Source organism: Ensifer sp. ENS10 (assembly GCF_014852025.1).
Classification (GTDB): Bacteria; Pseudomonadota; Alphaproteobacteria; order Rhizobiales; family Rhizobiaceae; genus Ensifer.
This window is the reverse complement of record NZ_JACVAS010000002.1, coordinates 1,058,799-1,076,716: the sequence shown is the minus strand read 5'-3', so window position 1 is coordinate 1,076,716 and position 17,918 is coordinate 1,058,799. Positions and strand designations below refer to the sequence as shown.

The window sequence follows — 17,918 nt, the reverse complement described above, 5'->3', positions numbered from 1 at the left end:
AAGGCGCTGCCCGCGTAAGGGTAGGCGTTCAGGCCACGGGTGCCTTGGCGCGGATCGTCTCGATAATTTCCAGAGCTTCGATACTGCGTGAAAGCGGCATCAGCGCATGCTCGCGCCGGCCGTCCAGGATGGCCGCGCTGGCGGCCTCGATCTCGAATTGCAGGCCGTTGCCGGGAAACGCATGGTCGAAGCGTTTGAGACCGGGCAGGGGGATCCGCCGCGCAGCCCTGAAAAACGCTTCCCCCGTCGATGTCAGCAGGTTGCGTGCCGGGGCGCTGGTGGCGACGAACAGGCGGCTTGCCTTCAGGAACGGCGCGTCGATGACGAGCGTACCGCGATCGCCGTCGATGACGAAGCGATTGTGGCCGTTTCGATCGAAACCGCACCTCAGGTCAGCATCGAAGCCGTCATAGGCCAGCCTGGCGTCTGCCGAGACATCGACGCCGGTGGGCGCGCTTCTCCAAGTGCCGCCAATGGACTTCGGCTGGCCGAAGAGGTTCAGGCAAAGTGCGATCGGATAGATGCCGAGATCGAGCAGGGAACCGCCGCCCAGGGCCGGATCGAAGAAGCGGCTGTTCGCGTCGAACGGTTTCTCATAGGCAAGTTCCGCCCGGACATGGCGGATGGTTCCGAGCCTCTCTGCACGCAGGCGTGCGCGAACCTCGGCGATTGCCGGCAGGAAGCAGGTCCACAGCGCTTCCATCGCGAAGGTGCCGCTGATGGCGGCTGCGTCTTCAAGGGCGCGCGCGTCGGCGACCGATGTCGTCAGCGGCTTCTCGACCAGCACCGCCTTGCCGGCCGCGAGGAAGAGGGCGGCATGGTCGCGATGGAGCGCATTGGGCGAGGCGATGTAGACCGCGTCGATGTCGGGGGCGGCGGCGAGCGCGCCGATATCGTGAGAGCTGCGGATTCCGCCGAAGCGTGTGGCGAAAGCCGCGGCGTTCGAAGCGCTGCGGGATGAGACCGCGACAAGCGTCGCGTTACCCGCGAAGCGGAAATCCGATGCAAAACTGTTTGCGATTGTGCCGGTTCCGGCAATACCCCAACGGACCTTGTCACGCATTCCCTTGTGTCCGTTGCTCCGGCCGACCCTGCTGCGGCGCATGGTGCCGCCGAAGTCTCAAGGCTCGGTAAACGTCCGTGGAGAAGCCGGATGTGGTGGCGCCCTGCTGAAAAGAATAAGCCCCGCGCGATTTCTCGTGTGGGGCTGTTCGACGGGTTCGCAGAGCGAACCGAATATCAGGCCGACTTGCGGACCGGAGTTTTTTCTGCGGTGACGATCGGTTCGTCGCCGTAGATTTGGTTGAGCGTGCCTAGAATCCGCATCACTGCGTCGGATGAGCTCGAATAATAGATCGTCTGCGCATCGCGGCGGGTGCTGACGAGATTCTGGGCACGGAGCTTCGAAAGATGCTGGGAGAGAGCCGACTGGCTCAGCCCAACCTTGTTGGCCAATGCGCCGACTGCCATCTCTTCCTTGACGAGGGAATCGAGGATGAGAAGGCGCTTAGGGTTTGCCATGGCCGAGAGGAAACCGGCTGCTACCTCGGCTTCATCGTGTTTTTCAGGCGAAAGTGGCTGCATTGCGTGCTCCATGCGAAAAGTACATCACGCGTAATTATGGTTGACGAAGCATGATAATTAGTCGTGATGCATAAAAGGGCAACCACCCACTGCAAGAAATGGGGGTAGCTATCCCGCGATTAACCGTAAAGTTCACGCAAAATTGCCCGTAAATTGGAACTGTCTTCGATAGGTGCCGGGAATTCAAGGCGTTTCAGCCGATCGCCATCTGCAAGATCGAGGCCGGCGGCGTCGATCCCGACGATCTTCCAATTGCCTTCCGGCGCATTGCAGAGCTTGACCGCATAGTGCTGCACGGCGTCCGAATGATCCGTGTTCATGTGCTCGATTGCGCTCGCTTCCTTGGCGGCGAGCGAGGCGATGGCGGGTGTGTCGATCAGCAGATCTTCCGCGGTCAACACATAGGCGCGACCGAAACCGCCGTTGAGGCTGGCGCGCAAGGGCTTCAGCCGGAAGAAGCCGAAATCGGGGAAATCGACGTAGAGTTTCGACTTGGGGTGACGGCGAACGAATCGCTCGCGGATGCGCACATGGGTTTCACTGTCGCGAGCGACCTGTTCGGCCGTGCATTGCACCGTGAGGCGGGGATGGGCGAGCGGATCGCCCTTGCCGGGCTCGCCGGTCAGCAACGAGGCCCTGATATCGGCGAGCAGCGCCTGGGTGTGGGTGGACAGCTTCGAGATCAGGATGACGGGTACGCCGTCGACATCCATGCCGACAAGAACGCGGCTAACGAAGGGAAAGCCGCCGCTCTCGGGTTCGATCGCCGCGAGCGAAGCGCTGCGCGCGCCGCGCAGAAGCGTGCGGGCGAGGGTGCGGGCCTCGTCATCGGTGTCGCGCAATACGCTCGGCTTGTCGCTCATGTCTTTGAACCTTTCCTGCCATGCTATCATCGCCTACAGCGCCGCGCGTCTTATCAGACGCGCAAAGGTCGCTGTAGCACTTTGAATGACCGCATGTTTTTATCCTGAAATCGGCTAGGATTTAAGGAAACATGCAATGACGAAAAAGCCCGGAGCGGTGCTCCGGGCTTTTATTGGCTTGCTGAGCGGCTTCGTCAACTTTTGTTGCGGTGGCGCGTCAATCCTTGAACGATATCCTGGGCATCGATGGTGCCCACGACGGAGCCGTTGTCGACAACCCCGATGCTGCCCGGCTGGCGGGACATGGCGTCGAGAATATCGACGAGCGGTGTCGTCGGCTTGGCGGTGGCGGTCACGCCGGCAACGGTCGCGCCGCGCTGGACGCCGGTCTGCATCACGTCCTTCGCCATCAGCATGGTGATCGGGTTCATGTGCTGAACGAAATCCGCGACATACTGGTTGGCCGGATTCTTGACGATATCCTGCGGCGTGCCGCACTGGATGATGCGTCCGCCTTCCATGATGGCGATGCGGTTGCCGATGCGGAACGCCTCGTCGAGGTCGTGGCTGACGAAGATGATGGTCTTCTTCAGCCGCCGCTGGAACTCGAGCAGTTCGTCCTGCAGTCGGGTGCGGATCAGCGGGTCGAGGGCCGAGAACGGCTCGTCCATCAACAGGATCGGTGCGCCGGTGGCAAAGGCGCGGGCGAGGCCGACGCGCTGCTGCATGCCGCCCGAAAGCTCATTGACCTTGCGCCCCGCCCATTTCGTCAGGTTGACGAGGTCGAGCTGTTCGCCGACACGCGCCTTGCGCTCGGCGTCCGGCATGCCGGCAAGCTCGAGGCCGAAGCCGACATTGTCGGCAACTGTGCGCCAGGGTAGCAGAGCAAACTGCTGGAACACCATCGAGACCGTGTGCATGCGAAAGTCGCGCAGCGATTTCGCATTGGTCCGGTAGGGATTGAGCGGCCCGTTCGAGGTCTTCACCTCGACGTCGCCGCGCACCACCGGCGCAAGGCCGTTGACGGCGCGAAGCAGCGTCGACTTGCCGGAGCCCGAAAGCCCCATCAGCACCAGGATCTCGCCCTCGGTGATTTCGAGCGAGGCGCCTGCGACGCCGAGCACGAGGCCGGTTTCGGCACCGATCTCGTCGCGGGTCTTGCCCTGGTCGACCATCTGCAGCGCGATCTGCGGGTTGTTGCCGAAGATGATATCGACGTTCTTGAATACGACGGCGGTGGTCATGCGCCTTCTCCTTCGTCGGACGAGCGGAAAAGGCGGTCGAGGATGATCGCCAGGATGACGATGCAGAGGCCGGCTTCGAAGCCCTTGGCGACATTCACCGAGTTCAGGGCTCGCAAGACCGGAACGCCAAGGCCGTTGGCGCCGACGAGGGCGGCGATAACCACCATCGACAGCGACAGCATGATCGTCTGGGTGAGGCCGGCCATGATCTGAGGCATGGCGAAGGGCAGTTCCACCTTGCGCAGCACCTGGCCGGGCGTTGCGCCGAAGGCCTGGGCGGCCTCGACCAGCGACGGCGGCGTCGAGATGATGCCGAGGCGGGTCAGGCGGATCGGCGCAGGGATCGCGAAGATCACGGTGGCGATAAGGCCGGGAACCATGCCGAGACCGAAGAGGATCAGCGCAGGGATCAGGTAAACGAAGGTCGGGATCGTCTGCATCAGGTCGAGGATCGGCCGCATGATGGCATAGATCCAGGCGCGACGGGCAGCGGCAATGCCGAGCGGAACGCCGACGGCCATGCTGACGAAGCTGGCGGCGAGCACCAGAGCCAACGTTTCCGTCGTTTCCTTCCAGTAGCCCTGGTTGATGATCAGCAGCAGGCCAAGGCCGGTGAACAGCGTTACGCCGATCGAGCGACGGAACCACCAGGCAGCCGCCGTGATTACGGCAACGACGATCAGCGGGTGCGGGGTCTGGAGAATCCAGAGCAGCACGGCGACAACGCCGGAGAGGAAGCGAGCGAGCTGGTCGAAGAACAGCTCGAAATTCGTCGTCAGCCAGTCGACGAATGCCTTGGCCCAGCCGCCAATGGGGATGCGGTTATCGGTCAGATATTCCACGAAGGTAAATCCGTCTCGTCAGGTCAAAAGGAGCGCATGACGCGGTGAAAAAAGGCGGGGTTTTTCCCCGCCTCGATGCCGATCAGAGGCCAAGAGCGGCCTTGACCGCGGCCAGGCCATCGCCGCCGTCCTTGGCGGTCACACCGGCAAGCCACGGATCGACGACCGTCGGATTGGCCTTCAGCCATTCCTCGGCAGCCTTGTCCGGCTCCTGCCCGTCGTTCAGGATCTTGCCCATGATCTCGTTTTCCATCTGGAGCGAGAACTTGAGGTTGGTGAGCAGCTTGCCGACGTTCGGGCACTCGGTGGTGTAGCCGGCGCGCACGTTGGTGAAGACTTCCGCGCCGCCAAAGTTGGCGCCGAAGATGTCGTCGCCGCCCGAAAGATAGGTCAGCTTGAAGTTGGCGTTCATCGGATGCGGTTCCCATCCGAGGAAGACGATCGGCGAGCCATCCTTTTCGGCGCGGGACACCTGCGCCAGCATGCCCTGTTCGGAGGATTCGACCACCTCGAAGCCCTTGAGGCCGAAGGTGTCCTTGTCGACCATGTCGATGATCAGGCGGTTGCCGTCATTGCCGGGCTCGATGCCGTAGATCTTGCCTTCAAGCGCGTCCTTCTTGGTGGCGATATCCTTGAAATCCTTGATGCCGAGCTCAGCGCCCTTGGCGTTGGTCGCCAGCGTGTACTTGGCGCCGACCAGGTTCGGCCCGAAGGATTCGACCGACTTGTCGTCGAGATAGGGGCGAACGTCGTTTTCCTGGGTCGGCATCCAGTTGCCGAGGAAGACGTCGATGTCCTTGTTCTTGAGCGAGGTGTAGGTGACCGGAACCGAGAGAACCTTGATGTCGGTCTGGTAGCCGAGGCCCTTGAGGACGGTGGAAACGGTCGCGGTGGTTGCAGTGATGTCCGTCCAACCGACGTCGGAGAAACGGACGGTACCACAGCTTTCCGGCTCGGCAGCTGCAGCCTGTCCAGCGGCGAGGGCGACGACCGAAACGGCGCCCGCCAGCATCAGTTTGAGAGAGAGTCGTTTTTTCATCGTTGTCGTTCCCCTGCCTCTATTATTGTTTTAGCCAAACACCATTGGATAGCGAATTCAAGCGCTTTGATGTCGAAGGAAGTGTATTGCGTCAATATGCTGAGGGGGTGCACGATGCGACGCTGAATGTCGCATTGTCCACGAAATGGTCTAGTCCGGCGAAAAACTGTGGGTGCCGCAAACACGCTCTGGCCTTCCGGGACAAGGCTCGTCATTACCCGGGAGACGGAAACCGGACGCGGTGAAGATGGCCAAACTCTATTTCAGCTATGCGACGATGAACGCGGGCAAGAGCACGATGCTGTTGCAGGCCTCCTACAACTACCAGGAGCGCGGCATGCGTGTGGTGATGCTGATCGCTGCGCATGACGACCGGGCAGGGGTAGGCCGCATCTCCTCGCGCATCGGTCTTGCCTCCGACGCCATTCCGTTCCATGGCGATGACGACATCTATACGCTGATCGAAACGCTTCATTCCGATGGTGCCGGCGAGATCGCCTGCGTCTTCGTCGACGAGGCGCAGTTCCTCAACGAGGCGCAGGTCTGGCAACTCGCGCGCGTCGCCGACCGGATCGGCATTCCGGTCATGGCCTATGGCCTACGTACGGATTTTCAGGGCAAGTTGTTTCCGGGCTCGATGGCGCTGCTGGCGCTCGCCGACGAGTTGCGCGAGGTGCGCACCATCTGCCATTGCGGCCGCAAGGCGACGATGGTCGTGCGTCTCGATGGTACGGGCAAGGTGGTGCGCGAGGGTGCCCAGGTCGATGTCGGCGGCAACGAGAAATACGTCTCCTATTGCCGGCGCCATTGGGACGACCTGATGCGTTGCGAGTGAGTGCGACCGACTGGCCGCTTGCGGCCGCCTTGCCATTCTCGTCGGGTCCTGTCAGCAAGAGGTTTTCGATGCGGCGCCTGCTTTCCAGTCTTTTCCTCTGTCTTGGTGTCGCAGCTCCGGCTGCCCACGCCGGCGGCGACGCGACGGCGGGTGCCGCGGTGTTCCGCAAGTGCGCGGCCTGTCACACCGCCAGCGAGCCGGTCAATCGCGTCGGCCCGAGCCTGATGGGCGTGGTCGGCCGGCCGGTGGCGTCGGTTGCCGACTACAACTATTCCGAGGCGATGAAGACCTTCGGCGCCGAGGGGCACGTTTGGGACGAGGCGACGCTGAGCGAATATCTCTTGAGCCCCAAGGCGATGGTCGGCGGCACCAAGATGACTTTTCCCGGTCTCAAGAAACCTCAGGACATTGCCGACGTGATCGCCTATCTCAAGGCGCCGCCGGCCGCCAAATAGGCAATGCCTTCGATATCTCAAGCACTTCGCTGCAACGCTTGATCGAAAAAAGCCGCTGCGGAAGGCTTGTTCTCTTTCCATAAACACCCTTTATATAACTGCAATCGAAGGCTGAATAATTCGGCTGGGCTGGCGGATCGCGCCACGATGGATCGAGGGGCAGGACATGGCGACTCTTCAGAATTTTGACGCGGAGATCGAGAAGACGAAAGGCGTCGTCGAACAGATGCGCGGCAAGCTCGAGCAATCCGGTGTCGTGCTGGAGCAATTCGCCAAGGCCGAGACCAAGCTCGGCGACGTCAACTTCGACATCGAGAACGCCCGCATCCAGGATGTGATCAACCAGCAGAAGGTGATGGAAGCCAACATTGCCGACCTGATCATCGGCCTTGAAGATGCGACCAATGTCTTCGGCTCCGAATTCGAGAGCATGAAGAACTATACCGGCTATGAGAAGTTCATCGGCATCTTCTCCAAGCAGAAGATGCAGCGCATGCGCACCGACCGCGTGCGTAACATGTCGCTTGCCGGCAACCTGCAGGAGCTGCTGTCGAAATCCGACATGATCGTCGGCATTCTCAAGGAGCAGAAGTCGATCCTCGACCAGCGCTACAAGACCTCGGAGCAGAGCTTGATCCAGGTGATCGAGCGCCGCAAGGGTACGATGGCGAACCTCGAAGAGGTGCAGAAGCGCATCGAGGAACTGAACCCCCTGCTGCTCGACATCGAAAACCGCATTGCCGCCTCCACGGAGCAGAAGGTCCGCACCGAGCTCGAAGGCGAACGCTCGGCGCTTGCCACCGAATACAACGAGAAGCAGGCCAAGGAACAGGAGCTGCTCGCCGAGAGCCAGACGCTCGAACGCTACACCGCGATGTTCCAGACCTTCGTCGATTCGCTCAACAACCAGATCGCCGCGCAGAACACGCTGATCAACAAGCTGACGATCGATACCGAACAGCGCATCGTGCTCTACAAGGCGCTGGAAGACTCCTTGAAGACGGCTGCCCAGCAGGATGTCGCCCACAAGATCAACACGCTCGGCAGCCAGGTCGACACCGCCGCCGAAGAGACGATGGCCGGCATCGGTGCCGCTGCGCAGCGCCATATCGGCGATCTCCTCGAAATGCATGAAAAGAACATGCTTTCGACGCAGGATATCCAGCGCCGCAAGAAGCTGGCGGACGACGCCTTTGCCCGTCGCTTCCAGGCTGTCATGGACAAGCACAACACTGCCAACTACGTGAAGCAGTGATCGGCAGGCGAATGATCGGAACCGAGTTTGCCGTCTGGCACGCGCCACGGGGATTTGCATGAAAGTCGCGGCTTCATCCGCTGTCGCACAATATTTCGCGTCGATCCACGCCGCACTCGCCGGGCTCGAGCTCTTTCTCGGCGACCGCAACTCGCCGCTCTATCGCAACACCGTCGTCGGCGAAGTGATCGTCCCCTATCTCGGCCGGTTGAAGGCGTCGATCGACTGCTGGGAGAACCGCATCGGCTTCGTCGATCAGTTCCGGATCTCGCGCGCCGAAAGCGGTTTTCCGGTGTTCCAGAACGTGCTGGAACTGGAGAACGATCGCCAGACGGCGGCAAAGCGCCTCGCCGACATTCCCACGGCCGATGCGCTGAGGGACGAGATGGTCGATTTCATCCTCCGTCAGAAGGCCTTTCCCGAGGCGTTGCAGACGCGCATGGCCGAGCGGCTCTATCTGGAGCAGATCGGCAAGGGTGAGATCTTCTCGCCCTTTATCTTGCCGGAGACCATCCGCGTCGCCGTCAATTCCAAGACGATGCGTCCCTATTACATCGTGAGCTGGGGCGCCTTCGACGGCGCCAATACCCTGCCGATGGTCTACATGGCGACGATCGAGGATTCCTCCGAGAAGATCGTCGAGATGCTGGTGACCGAGGACGGCAAGCTCAATCCGCAGGTCGAGATCCCGTTGCCGGTTGGTGGTTTGCTCAATCCAGATCTCGCCAGCCGCTTCGACGATTTCGCCTCCAAGAACAGCAGCTATTCGCTGACCCCGGTGACGATCGCGACCAATCTCGACAAGGATTTTGACGAGCTCCATCCGAAGCAGCTGCGCCGCATCGTGCTCGGCCCGTTCTATTCTGCCGGGATCACCGAGAACAATGCGCGCATCAACGACATCCTCTCCAAGGTGCGAAAGACCGAGAATGCCTGGCTTCTGACCTGGACCGTGCAGGAGGTCTTCTCCAAGGCCGAAAGGCCCGCCAAACGCGGCTTCTGGTCATCGACGCCGGCGCAGGAGGAGTTCCACATCGATACCGCCAATCTGGAAGCGGCGCGCATGGGTGTCTCCTCCTACGAGAAGCACGCGCTGGTGCCGCACGACGCCTATCAGGCGCTCTATGCCGCCGGCGAGGCCGAACAGGTGTTCGGCGACTACAAGGTCCACGTCATTTCCGGCAACCAGGTCGTAAGCGAGGTTTGACGATGACACTCAATACGGGGCTGACGACGCTGCACGAGGACGACATCGCCAAGCATCAGGCGGTGGCGCAGGGGCTGGTGACGAAGCTCATCATTCTGGAGCGCGAGGATGCATCCGCCGGGACGACGCTTGCCGGCACCGGCCGCCGCTTCGTCTCGACGGTTTCGACCGGTGGCCAGCGGCGCACACGCGAAGTCGAGCTGACCAAGACCATTCAGTCAGTGCGCCAAGGCGATCCGATGTTGTCGCCGGCCCAGCACGCCGTGCTTTATCGCACACGCCGCGGTATTCAGGTGGCGCTCGCCGTGGCCGACGTCTTTGCGCGGCAGACAAACCTCGAGCAACTGCAGGCGAAAAACGCCACATCGCCGCTCGGAGGAGATGAGGCCAACCAGTTCAAGGCGCTGCTTTCGGCGTCTGCCTATGTCGCCGCGTTTACGCTTGCCGCCTATCTCGGCTCGACGCTTTCAGGTGAGGGCGAGCCGGTGGACGATGCGGTCGAGCCCGACTTTCTGTTCGACACGCCGCAGGACGCATTGAAGAGCCTCATCTCGGCGCTCGACCACGGCATTGCCGGGGCGCCTGACGATCTGGCGCTGACCGCCCGGGCGCGCGCCTTTTCGCGCGTGGCAGTCGAGGGGTTGATCGCGCGCAAGGCGCGGTTCACTGGACTGCAGAGCTTCGAGACCGTGCATATCCGGCTCGACCAGGACGATTTCACGCTGAACGGCTTCGATGTCGCACCGGGCCAGAAGCGCAAGCCGCTGGTGATGACCTTCAAGAAGCCCGAGGAGATCATCGGCAACCACATTGCCAAGTACCAGGCGTTGAAGCTTGCCAAGATGCTGATGGCCTATGACTTCGACCGGCAGATGAACCCCTTCGTCGAGCTTGGCGGCTTCCTCTTCACCTTCATCGGCGACGGCATGCCGGGCACCGGCAAGACGATCCTGATCCAGATGCTCGCCGGCATGCTCAACGAATATTGCGAGATTGCCGGCTACGCCTTCCATTACGAGAATTTCGGCGTTGACCAGATCTCCTCCTATCAGGGCAAATCGGGCCAGAACTGCAAGGAGTTCGTCAACAACGTCATCAACCCGCGCGCGATCGGCTTCGGCACGATCGACGATGTCGACCAGGTGGCGGCGAAGCGCTCCGACGATCGCGCTTCCGCCGGCCAGCATGAGGTGACGGCGGTGCTGATGGAGAGCTTCGCCGGTGCTTCGACGGTGGTGCGCGGCAATTGCACCTTCGGCATGTTCTCCAACTACCCTGAGAATGTCGACGATGCGCTGCGCCAGCGCGCCGGCGCCCGCTGGCTGGTCGACGGGCCGCAGACGGAAGACGATTATATCGACATCTTCGCGCTGCTCGTCGGCAAGAACCACAAGATCCCGCTCGGCGAACACCAATTGTTCGAGGGGCAGGAGATCAAGCGGGCCGTGTCGCAATCCTATGCCGAGCACGCGCGGCCGAAGGAGGATGGCCTCATCGCCGTCTGGGAGCGTTACCAGAAGGAACGCGGCACGCTCGCCTCGCTCGCCGATGTCGGCGCCTATCTGCACATGATCAAGGAGGCCGAGCCGCGTTTTACCGGCCGCGCGATCAAGAACATCACCGATGCGATCAAGCTGCGCGCCATGGACGTCGAGCTGCCGGATGACTGGTTCAGGGATGCCGGCTCGTTCATGCACAAGGGCTATGACGAGAAGAAAACGATGATCGAGGCGCTACGCGGCCCGATCACCATCGAGATGGTGCTGCAGGAGATCAACCGCTACGCCGACAGCGAATTCCGCTACACCGACAAATCCGACGATGCTGCCGTCACCGACATCATCCGTCGCGAGCGTCAGCGCGAAAAGGCGATCCACGAGATCGAGGCGATGAAGCGCGACGGCCGGTGGCAGGGGTTATGATGGGAAGAGCTGACCGATGAAACGCTTGCTCGAAGCCGAGCTCATCTATGGACGGCTGCTCGATGTCTCCGAGCCGCACCTGATCGCGCGTTACAACAAGGCACTCGAAGGCTTCGGCCTGCGCCCGACGGCGTTGACGGCGTTCAGCATCGACATGACCGGGTTTTCGCCCGAAATCGCTGACGAACTGGGTGACCGTGATTATCTCGATCCGAACCGGGTCAACCGCCGGTTCATCATCATGACACCGGATCAGGCGGAGCTGCCGGTCGTGCATACGAGCTTCTCCAATACGGCGGCGCTGATGCACGAATTCTTCAACGCCAACGGCCGCGCGATCAATGCGATCACGATCAAGGACGCGCTCTACGGCGAGATCGAGGATTCGGTTTCGGTCGTCGACGACATCGACGACCTGCTGTCGATCAACGAGGTGCGTTTCCGGGTGCTGTCGGCCGAGGACATGCTCGGCAAGGCCGCCGAACTCAGGGGCCTCGTCGACCGGCTGAAGAAAGTGCCGACGGCCTGGGCCGACGACGAGATGCTGAACCGCATGGTCGAGCTTGCCAAGCTCACCGGCGATATCCGCCAGAATGCGCTGGTGCCGGACCAGCTCGTCTTCCGCCACGAAGCCTTCTGGGCCAATCATTTCGGGGGCGTCTATGTCTTTCTCGACGACAAGACGACGACCGTGATCTGCGACCCCTCGGTCCCCGGCTTCCGCCGCTCGCGGCCATGGCAGGTCAGCTATATCGCCATCAACGATCATGCCCGGATCTACGACTTCCTCGCCTCGACCAAGCGGCTGCAATTGCCACAGGCGTCCTGGGTGGAGGAGTCGGGGCTCTATCAGCACCGGGCCGACATGATCGTGCGCGGGCTGATCGACGAAATTGACCCGACGGCCGATCTCGCCAATGCCGACCGGATCTGGCTGCAGACCTGGATGCACCGCAATGCGGCTGTCGTCGCGAGGGACGGGGCCTATCCGTTCCTGCAGGAGATGATCCGCATGGTTGCCGCGACCGGCACGATCAAGATGCAGGACGTGGCGCCGGCGAACCGCTTCATGCTGGTGCGCGCAGCACCCACCCATCCCGACCAGTGGCTGGTCAACCGACTGATTTCCCAGCTCGTGCCCCGCGATTTCGTCTCGCGCTTCGTCTTCGACAAGCAGGGTTTCTACGACGCCTACGAGCGCTATGGCGAAAGCTTCAAGGCCTATGTTGTGGCGACGCTGACGGGTTCATATCTCAAGGACAAGGCGGCCTTCCGCCACAAGCTTTACGGCCTCAGAGAGGAATAGGACATGTTCGATCCGATCGTTGCGTTTTTCCAGCGGGTCTTTACCGCGATCGGCCGCGGCATAGGTCTCGCCGTTGCCTGGCTGCTCTGGCCGTTCGTCGCGGCCGGTAACTGGTATCGGCAGCGGAGCTGGATCATCAAAGGACCAATCGGCATCGTTCTGCTCGGCCTCATCTTCCTCTACGGCTATTTCATCTGGCAGACGCAGGCCTGGACGAACTTCGATCCTGACTATGTCGAGCGTTACAAGCTGGCCGAGCACAAGGTGCCGGCGGGCTCGCCGAAGAGCGGCCCGGGCGCGACGACCGGCCAATCGACGACCGGTGCGGCGGCAACCAACCTTGCGGCGGCGGCTGCACCGCAGACCGAATCGACACCGGAGGCGCTGGCGGTGGTGCAATTGCCTGCCGGTACCGTGTGCCAGACCTCGGCAATCGTCGATGTCGCCGCCGACCTTATCGATTACAATGTCAACGAGAATGCGTGGATATCGTCGATGCTGCTCTACAAGCTCGGTTTCTTCGGGCTTGACTGGGACGACACGCCCTGGCTCGACAACAAGGCGTCGTTCCAGCGCGGCATCAACCAGGCGGTGCGCCGCACCTCGGTCGAGCTGGTCGATTCGCTTGGTCGCGTGCGCGGCACGTCCGGCATCAACAGCGACCTGCAGAGTGCGCGCGGCAATATCCAGTTCGATGAGGAGACCTGGTATTTCGGCCTGAACCCCTTTGGCCCGAAGACGCCGACGCCGAGCTTCTACCGGGCGGCGATGAAGGACCTCAGGGCCTTCAACATCTCGCTCGGCAAATGCGAAGCGATCTTCGACGGCCGCTCCGACAACCTCGTCGAATTCCTCGACCGTGTTGCCAACGATCTCGGCAACACCTCGGCGATCATTCGCGAACGGTCGGAAAACCACAATGGCGGCTGGTTCGACACGCGCGCCGACGACCGCTTCTGGTTCGCCTATGGCCAGCTCTACGGTTATTACGGCATTCTGTCGGCCGCCGGCGCCGACTTCGACAACGTCGTTGCCCAGCGCGGCCTGACGCCGATCTGGACGGAGACGATCAAGCAACTGCGCGCCGCATTGCGCATCCAGCCGCTGATCATCTCCAACGGCGAGGAGGCCGGCTGGATCATGCCGACGCATCTGGCGACGATGGGCTTCTATACGCTGAGGGTACGCTCGAACATCGTCGAAATGCGCGATATCCTCGCCCGATAGGGCGGAACGGCAAGGTGGCGCCTGAACTTCCGGGCGCTGCCGCAAACCTTACTTGAGTTAAAGCGGGATGCGGGCCGAAAACCGCAGACACGTTTCCTCATCCCGCTCCGGCATCGCGAACTGCGCCTTGAAAGGCGTGGACGAAAAACGACCCTGGGGAGGGGACATGTCATGACCGAGGTTAAGTCCGATATCGAGATTGCGCGTGCGGCGAAGAAAAAGCCGATCCTGGAGATAGGGGCGGCACTCGGCATCCCAGCGGAAGATCTGCTACCCTACGGCCACGACAAGGCGAAGATCGGTGCCGATTTCATCGCCCGCCAGCGCGAAAAGAAGAACGGCCACCTGATCCTGGTGACGGCGATCAATCCGACGCCGGCCGGCGAAGGCAAGACGACGACGACAGTCGGCCTCGGCGACGGGCTCAACCGCATCGGCAAGAAGGCGATCGTCTGCATCCGCGAGGCGTCGCTCGGCCCCTGCTTTGGCATCAAGGGCGGAGCCGCCGGCGGCGGTTACGCACAGGTGGTGCCCATGGAGGACATGAACCTCCATTTCACCGGCGATTTCCACGCCATTACTTCAGCGCACAATCTGCTCGCGGCGCTGCTCGACAATCACATCTACTGGGGCAACGAGCAGAATGTCGACATCCGCCGCATCGCCTGGCGTCGCGTTATGGACATGAACGACCGGGCACTGCGCAGCATTGTCGGGCCGCTCGGTGGTGTCGCGAATGGTTATCCGCGCGAGACCGGTTTCGACATCACCGTTGCATCCGAGGTCATGGCCATCCTCTGCCTGGCAACCGATCTGAAGGATCTCGAGAAGCGCCTCGGCAATATCATCGTCGGCAACCGACGCGACAAGAGCCCGGTGTTTGCGCGTGACATCAAGGCCGATGGCGCGATGGCGGTGCTGCTCAAGGACGCGATGCAGCCGAACCTGGTGCAGACATTGGAAAACAATCCGGCCTTCGTGCATGGTGGTCCCTTCGCCAACATCGCCCATGGCTGCAATTCGGTGATCGCCACGACGACGGCGCTGAAGCTCGCCGACTATGTGGTCACCGAAGCCGGCTTCGGCGCCGATCTCGGTGCGGAAAAATTCTTCGACATCAAGTGCCGCAAGGCGGGGCTGAAGCCCGATGCCGCGGTGATCGTCGCCACCGTCAGGGCGATCAAGATGAATGGCGGCGTCAAGAAGGACGATCTCGGCAAGGAAAACCTGGAGGCCCTGCGCAAGGGCTGCGCCAACCTTGGCCGGCATGTGCAGAACGTCAAGAAGTTCGGCGTTCCCGCGATCGTCGCGATCAACCACTTCACCTCCGACACCGAGGCCGAGATTCAGGCGATCAAGGACTATGTGACGACACTCGGTGCCGACGCCGTGCTCTGCCGGCATTGGGCCGAGGGGTCGGCGGGAATCGAAGAACTGGCGCGCAAGGTGGCGGATCTGGCCGAGGGCGGCCATTCGCAGTTCTCGCCGCTCTATCCGGATGACATGCCGCTCTTCCACAAGATCGAAACTATCGCCAAGGACATCTATCATGCGAGCGAAGTGATCGCCGACAAGTCGGTGCGCGATCAACTGCACACCTGGGAGAACCAGGGCTATGGCCACCTGCCGATCTGCATGGCCAAGACGCAATATTCCTTCTCGACCGACCCGAACCTGCGCGGCGCGCCGAGTGGCCATGCGGTGCCGATCCGCGAGGTGCGGCTTGCGGCCGGCGCCGGTTTTATCGTGGTCATCACCGGCGAGATCATGACCATGCCCGGCCTTCCCAAAGTGCCGTCGTCGGAGAAGATCTTCCTGAACGAGCAGGGTTACATCGAGGGGCTGTTCTAGAGCGACCGACCGGCCTGATCGAAACAACGCCGCGCATCCGGCGGGATGCGCGGCGTTGTCGTGTTTTGCATTTGCCTTGTCTTGGCTTCCGGAACGGACGTTAGGCAGTGAGGCTGAGGAAGTCGGCCTTGCCGATCGAGGCGCCCTTGTGGCGCAGGATGTCGTAGGCCGTCGTCAGGTGGAAATAGAAGTTTGGCAGAACGAATCTCAACAGATACTCTTCGCCCGTGAGCGTCACTTTCAGGGTCGGGAAGTTGAGGACGACCTCACGGCTGCCGCTATCTTCCAGGTCGACGGGGCGCACAGTTTCAAGAAAAGCAACCGTATTGGCGATGCGCTGACGCAGTTCGTCCAGGGTCTTTTCCTCGTCCGGAAAACGGGGAACCTCGATCGAAGTCAGGCGGCCGACCAGACCCTTGCTCGTGTCGCTCACACGCTGCACCTGGCCGGCAAGCGTCAGCATGTCCGGCGCCAGCCGGGCATTGACGAGATCATCGGGGGAGATGCCGTTGTCGCGCGCATAAGCCTCGGCCTTGTCGAGCAGTTTGGTGAGCACACCAAGGCCGCGAATGAATGCGGGAATGGAGAGCTGGTAGATCGTCAATGCCATGACACATTTCCTTGAGACTGGGCGCAAAACGGGTGGATTTTCCTCATGCCTGTATTTGGGAGCCGGGGTGCCGTCCTGCAAGGCGCGCCGACCGGTATCTTTATGGTTACGAGGCTGGCGGGAGGCGACTGAACTTGGGCCTGCGGCTCTGGCCAGGACATGGGGTCTCGTGCATTGATCGGAGGCGACCTTTGCGCGACACGCAAGGCGTACGCCGCTGTAGCAGACACAATGGACACCGCCATGACGCCCCAGGATTTGCAGACCTATCTTCACGCCCATATCCCGCTTTCGGCGGCGATGCAGGTTCAGGTGGAGGACGTAGCGGAAGACCATATCCTGCTCTCGGCGCCCCTGGCACCCAACATCAATCACCGCGAGACGGTGTTCGGCGGCAGCGCCTCGGCGCTATCGATCCTGTCGGCTTGGTCGCTCCTGCATGTGCGGTTGCGCAAAAGCGGCGTGGCTGCGCGCCTGGTGATCCAGAGCAACCGCATGGACTATCTAAAGCCGGTGGCCGGTGCCTTTTCGGCTCGCTCGTCGCTAGCGAATGCCGGGCAATGGCCGAGCTTTCTGCGATTGCTCGAACGGCGGGGCAGGGCGCGGGCCGTGGTCGTTGCCGACCTGCTTGACGGTGGAGAGGTGGCCGGGCGTTTCGAGGGCGAGTTTGTCGCCCTCGGCTATGGCAATGACTGAGTTGCGGCGACCGGGCCAGGTGATCCCCGCCTAGCGGCAATAGCGATAGTCGTTGCGCCGATCGATCACGTCGAGATGCAGGTGGGTTTCGTGGGCGGCGTCGCTGCCGGGATCGAGCACAGTCTTGAAATACAGACAGGCCGAGGCGGTGACCGCGCGCTGGAAGGCGCCGTCCATCGTGCCATCCTCGTCGCGCGGTTGGATGGCGATCGTCGTTCCGTCGCTCAAGCGGAAGGACGCGATGTCGACGGCGTTGCCGTGGGCATGTTCGGAGATCTTGCCTGACGTTGCATTGTTGCGCAGGCGGCAGATATAGGTCGACGCCTGGTTCAGCGCCTTGATCTTGATGTTCTTGTCGAAGGCGACCTCGGCAGCCGGCTGGGCCGCTTCCTTTGTCCAGCGTGCCAGCGCCAGCGCCGTTTCGCACCGCATCACTCCCTTCGGCGCGAGCGTAACGTCGGGCAGAATGCTGGTGACCTCCAGTGGCTTGTCGATGCCGCAGCCCTTGCCGTCGTCGATGCGCTTGGCTTCGACAAACGTCGCGCCAACCGCTTTCAGGTCGGCGAGGCACTTGGCATATTCGGCAGCATTCTCCGTCTCGACCGGTGGATAGACGATTGGCGCCGGTGCGGGCTCGGCATCCTTCTTCTCGTCGGCGCGCTGGTCCTTTTCGTCCGCCGGCAGCTTCTTGTCCTTTGTCGATTGCTCGTCTCCATCCGCCTGCTTCGGCTGCGGAACGGGCTGTTCGCCGTTGGCTGCCGTCGGCCCTTTCTCCGTCGCGCCCTTGCCGTCGTCCGCCGGTGCCGCCGGCTTCTTGTCGGGTGTGGGAACAGCCTCTTCCGCTCCTGCATCCGTCGGCGGCTTTTCTATCGGGATGGGGCCGTGTTTCGGCAGGCTGGCGCCCGTCAGGATCAGGAGTGACAGCAGGATCAAGGGGAAAGAGCGACGCATCCAGTACCTTTCTCACTGCCCGCGCGGCGGG

At 61.9% G+C, this 17,918-nt stretch carries 17 protein-coding genes; 9 read left to right on the top strand and 8 right to left on the bottom strand.

What is annotated here, in order from left to right; genetic code table 11:
• Positions 1-28: 28 nt before the first annotated feature.
• The 6 genes from IB265_RS12200 to IB265_RS12175 all read right to left on the bottom strand — a co-directional run bounded on the left by IB265_RS12200 (position 29) and on the right by IB265_RS12175 (position 5,572).
• Complete coding sequence (locus tag IB265_RS12200) at positions 29-1,063, bottom strand: Gfo/Idh/MocA family protein (RefSeq protein WP_057253021.1); 1,035 nt, start codon at positions 1,061-1,063, stop codon at positions 29-31.
• A 176-nt stretch (positions 1,064-1,239) separates the two neighbouring features.
• A complete protein-coding gene (locus tag IB265_RS12195; protein WP_057253023.1) occupies positions 1,240-1,584 on the bottom strand; it encodes a helix-turn-helix transcriptional regulator in 345 nt (114 codons plus the stop codon).
• Positions 1,585-1,703: 119 nt separating this feature from the next.
• Entirely contained in the window at positions 1,704-2,447 is a 744-nt protein-coding gene (locus tag IB265_RS12190; RefSeq protein WP_057253025.1) for a HugZ family protein, read from the bottom strand.
• 194 nt (positions 2,448-2,641) lie between these two features.
• Positions 2,642-3,691 (bottom strand): choline ABC transporter ATP-binding protein, encoded by a 1,050-nt coding sequence (choV, locus tag IB265_RS12185; protein WP_057253027.1) that lies wholly within the window; start codon positions 3,689-3,691, stop codon positions 2,642-2,644.
• The gene (gene choW / locus IB265_RS12180; protein WP_057253029.1) at positions 3,688-4,533 is read right to left on the bottom strand and encodes a choline ABC transporter permease subunit; all 846 of its coding nucleotides are present in this window, start codon (positions 4,531-4,533) and stop codon (positions 3,688-3,690) included. The genes choV and choW overlap by 4 nt, the downstream gene beginning before the upstream one ends.
• An 82-nt stretch (positions 4,534-4,615) precedes the next feature.
• Positions 4,616-5,572, bottom strand: a complete 957-nt coding sequence (locus IB265_RS12175; RefSeq protein WP_057253031.1) for a choline ABC transporter substrate-binding protein — start codon at positions 5,570-5,572, stop codon at positions 4,616-4,618.
• A 247-nt stretch (positions 5,573-5,819) separates the two neighbouring features.
• Between IB265_RS12175 and IB265_RS12170 the strand changes: the two genes are divergently transcribed.
• The 8 genes from IB265_RS12170 (at position 5,820) to IB265_RS12135 (ending at position 15,630) form a co-directional block, all read left to right on the top strand.
• Positions 5,820-6,407: a thymidine kinase gene (locus tag IB265_RS12170; protein WP_058321163.1), complete on the top strand. Its 588-nt coding sequence runs from the start codon at positions 5,820-5,822 to the stop codon at positions 6,405-6,407.
• Positions 6,408-6,475: 68 nt separating this feature from the next.
• Complete coding sequence (locus IB265_RS12165; protein ID WP_057254321.1) at positions 6,476-6,862, top strand: cytochrome c family protein; 387 nt, start codon at positions 6,476-6,478, stop codon at positions 6,860-6,862.
• 166 nt (positions 6,863-7,028) lie between these two features.
• Positions 7,029-8,117, top strand: coding sequence for a hypothetical protein (locus IB265_RS12160; RefSeq protein ID WP_057253033.1), 1,089 nt, complete (start codon positions 7,029-7,031; stop codon positions 8,115-8,117).
• Between the two features lie 58 nt (positions 8,118-8,175).
• Entirely contained in the window at positions 8,176-9,324 is a 1,149-nt protein-coding gene (locus IB265_RS12155; protein WP_112946630.1) for a hypothetical protein, read from the top strand.
• A gap of 2 nt (positions 9,325-9,326) precedes the next feature.
• A complete protein-coding gene (locus IB265_RS12150; RefSeq protein WP_057253037.1) occupies positions 9,327-11,246 on the top strand; it encodes an AAA family ATPase in 1,920 nt (639 codons plus the stop codon).
• 16 nt (positions 11,247-11,262) lie between these two features.
• Entirely contained in the window at positions 11,263-12,552 is a 1,290-nt protein-coding gene (locus IB265_RS12145; RefSeq protein WP_057253039.1) for a DUF6638 family protein, read from the top strand.
• Between the two features lie 3 nt (positions 12,553-12,555).
• Entirely contained in the window at positions 12,556-13,779 is a 1,224-nt protein-coding gene (locus IB265_RS12140) for a DUF2333 family protein (RefSeq protein WP_057253042.1), read from the top strand.
• Between the two features lie 171 nt (positions 13,780-13,950).
• Entirely contained in the window at positions 13,951-15,630 is a 1,680-nt protein-coding gene (locus tag IB265_RS12135) for a formate--tetrahydrofolate ligase (RefSeq protein WP_057253044.1), read from the top strand.
• A gap of 100 nt (positions 15,631-15,730) precedes the next feature.
• Here IB265_RS12135 and IB265_RS12130 read toward each other — a convergent pair whose 3' ends face one another.
• Complete coding sequence (locus IB265_RS12130; protein WP_057253046.1) at positions 15,731-16,240, bottom strand: DUF1993 family protein; 510 nt, start codon at positions 16,238-16,240, stop codon at positions 15,731-15,733.
• Between the two features lie 243 nt (positions 16,241-16,483).
• Between IB265_RS12130 and IB265_RS12125 the strand changes: the two genes are divergently transcribed.
• Positions 16,484-16,936, top strand: coding sequence for a thioesterase domain-containing protein (locus IB265_RS12125; protein ID WP_057254323.1), 453 nt, complete (start codon positions 16,484-16,486; stop codon positions 16,934-16,936).
• Between the two features lie 30 nt (positions 16,937-16,966).
• On the opposite strand, the gene IB265_RS12120 is transcribed toward IB265_RS12125, so the two are convergent.
• Positions 16,967-17,887 (bottom strand): extensin family protein, encoded by a 921-nt coding sequence (locus IB265_RS12120; RefSeq protein ID WP_057253048.1) that lies wholly within the window; start codon positions 17,885-17,887, stop codon positions 16,967-16,969.
• Between the last annotated feature and the right edge of the window lie 31 nt (positions 17,888-17,918).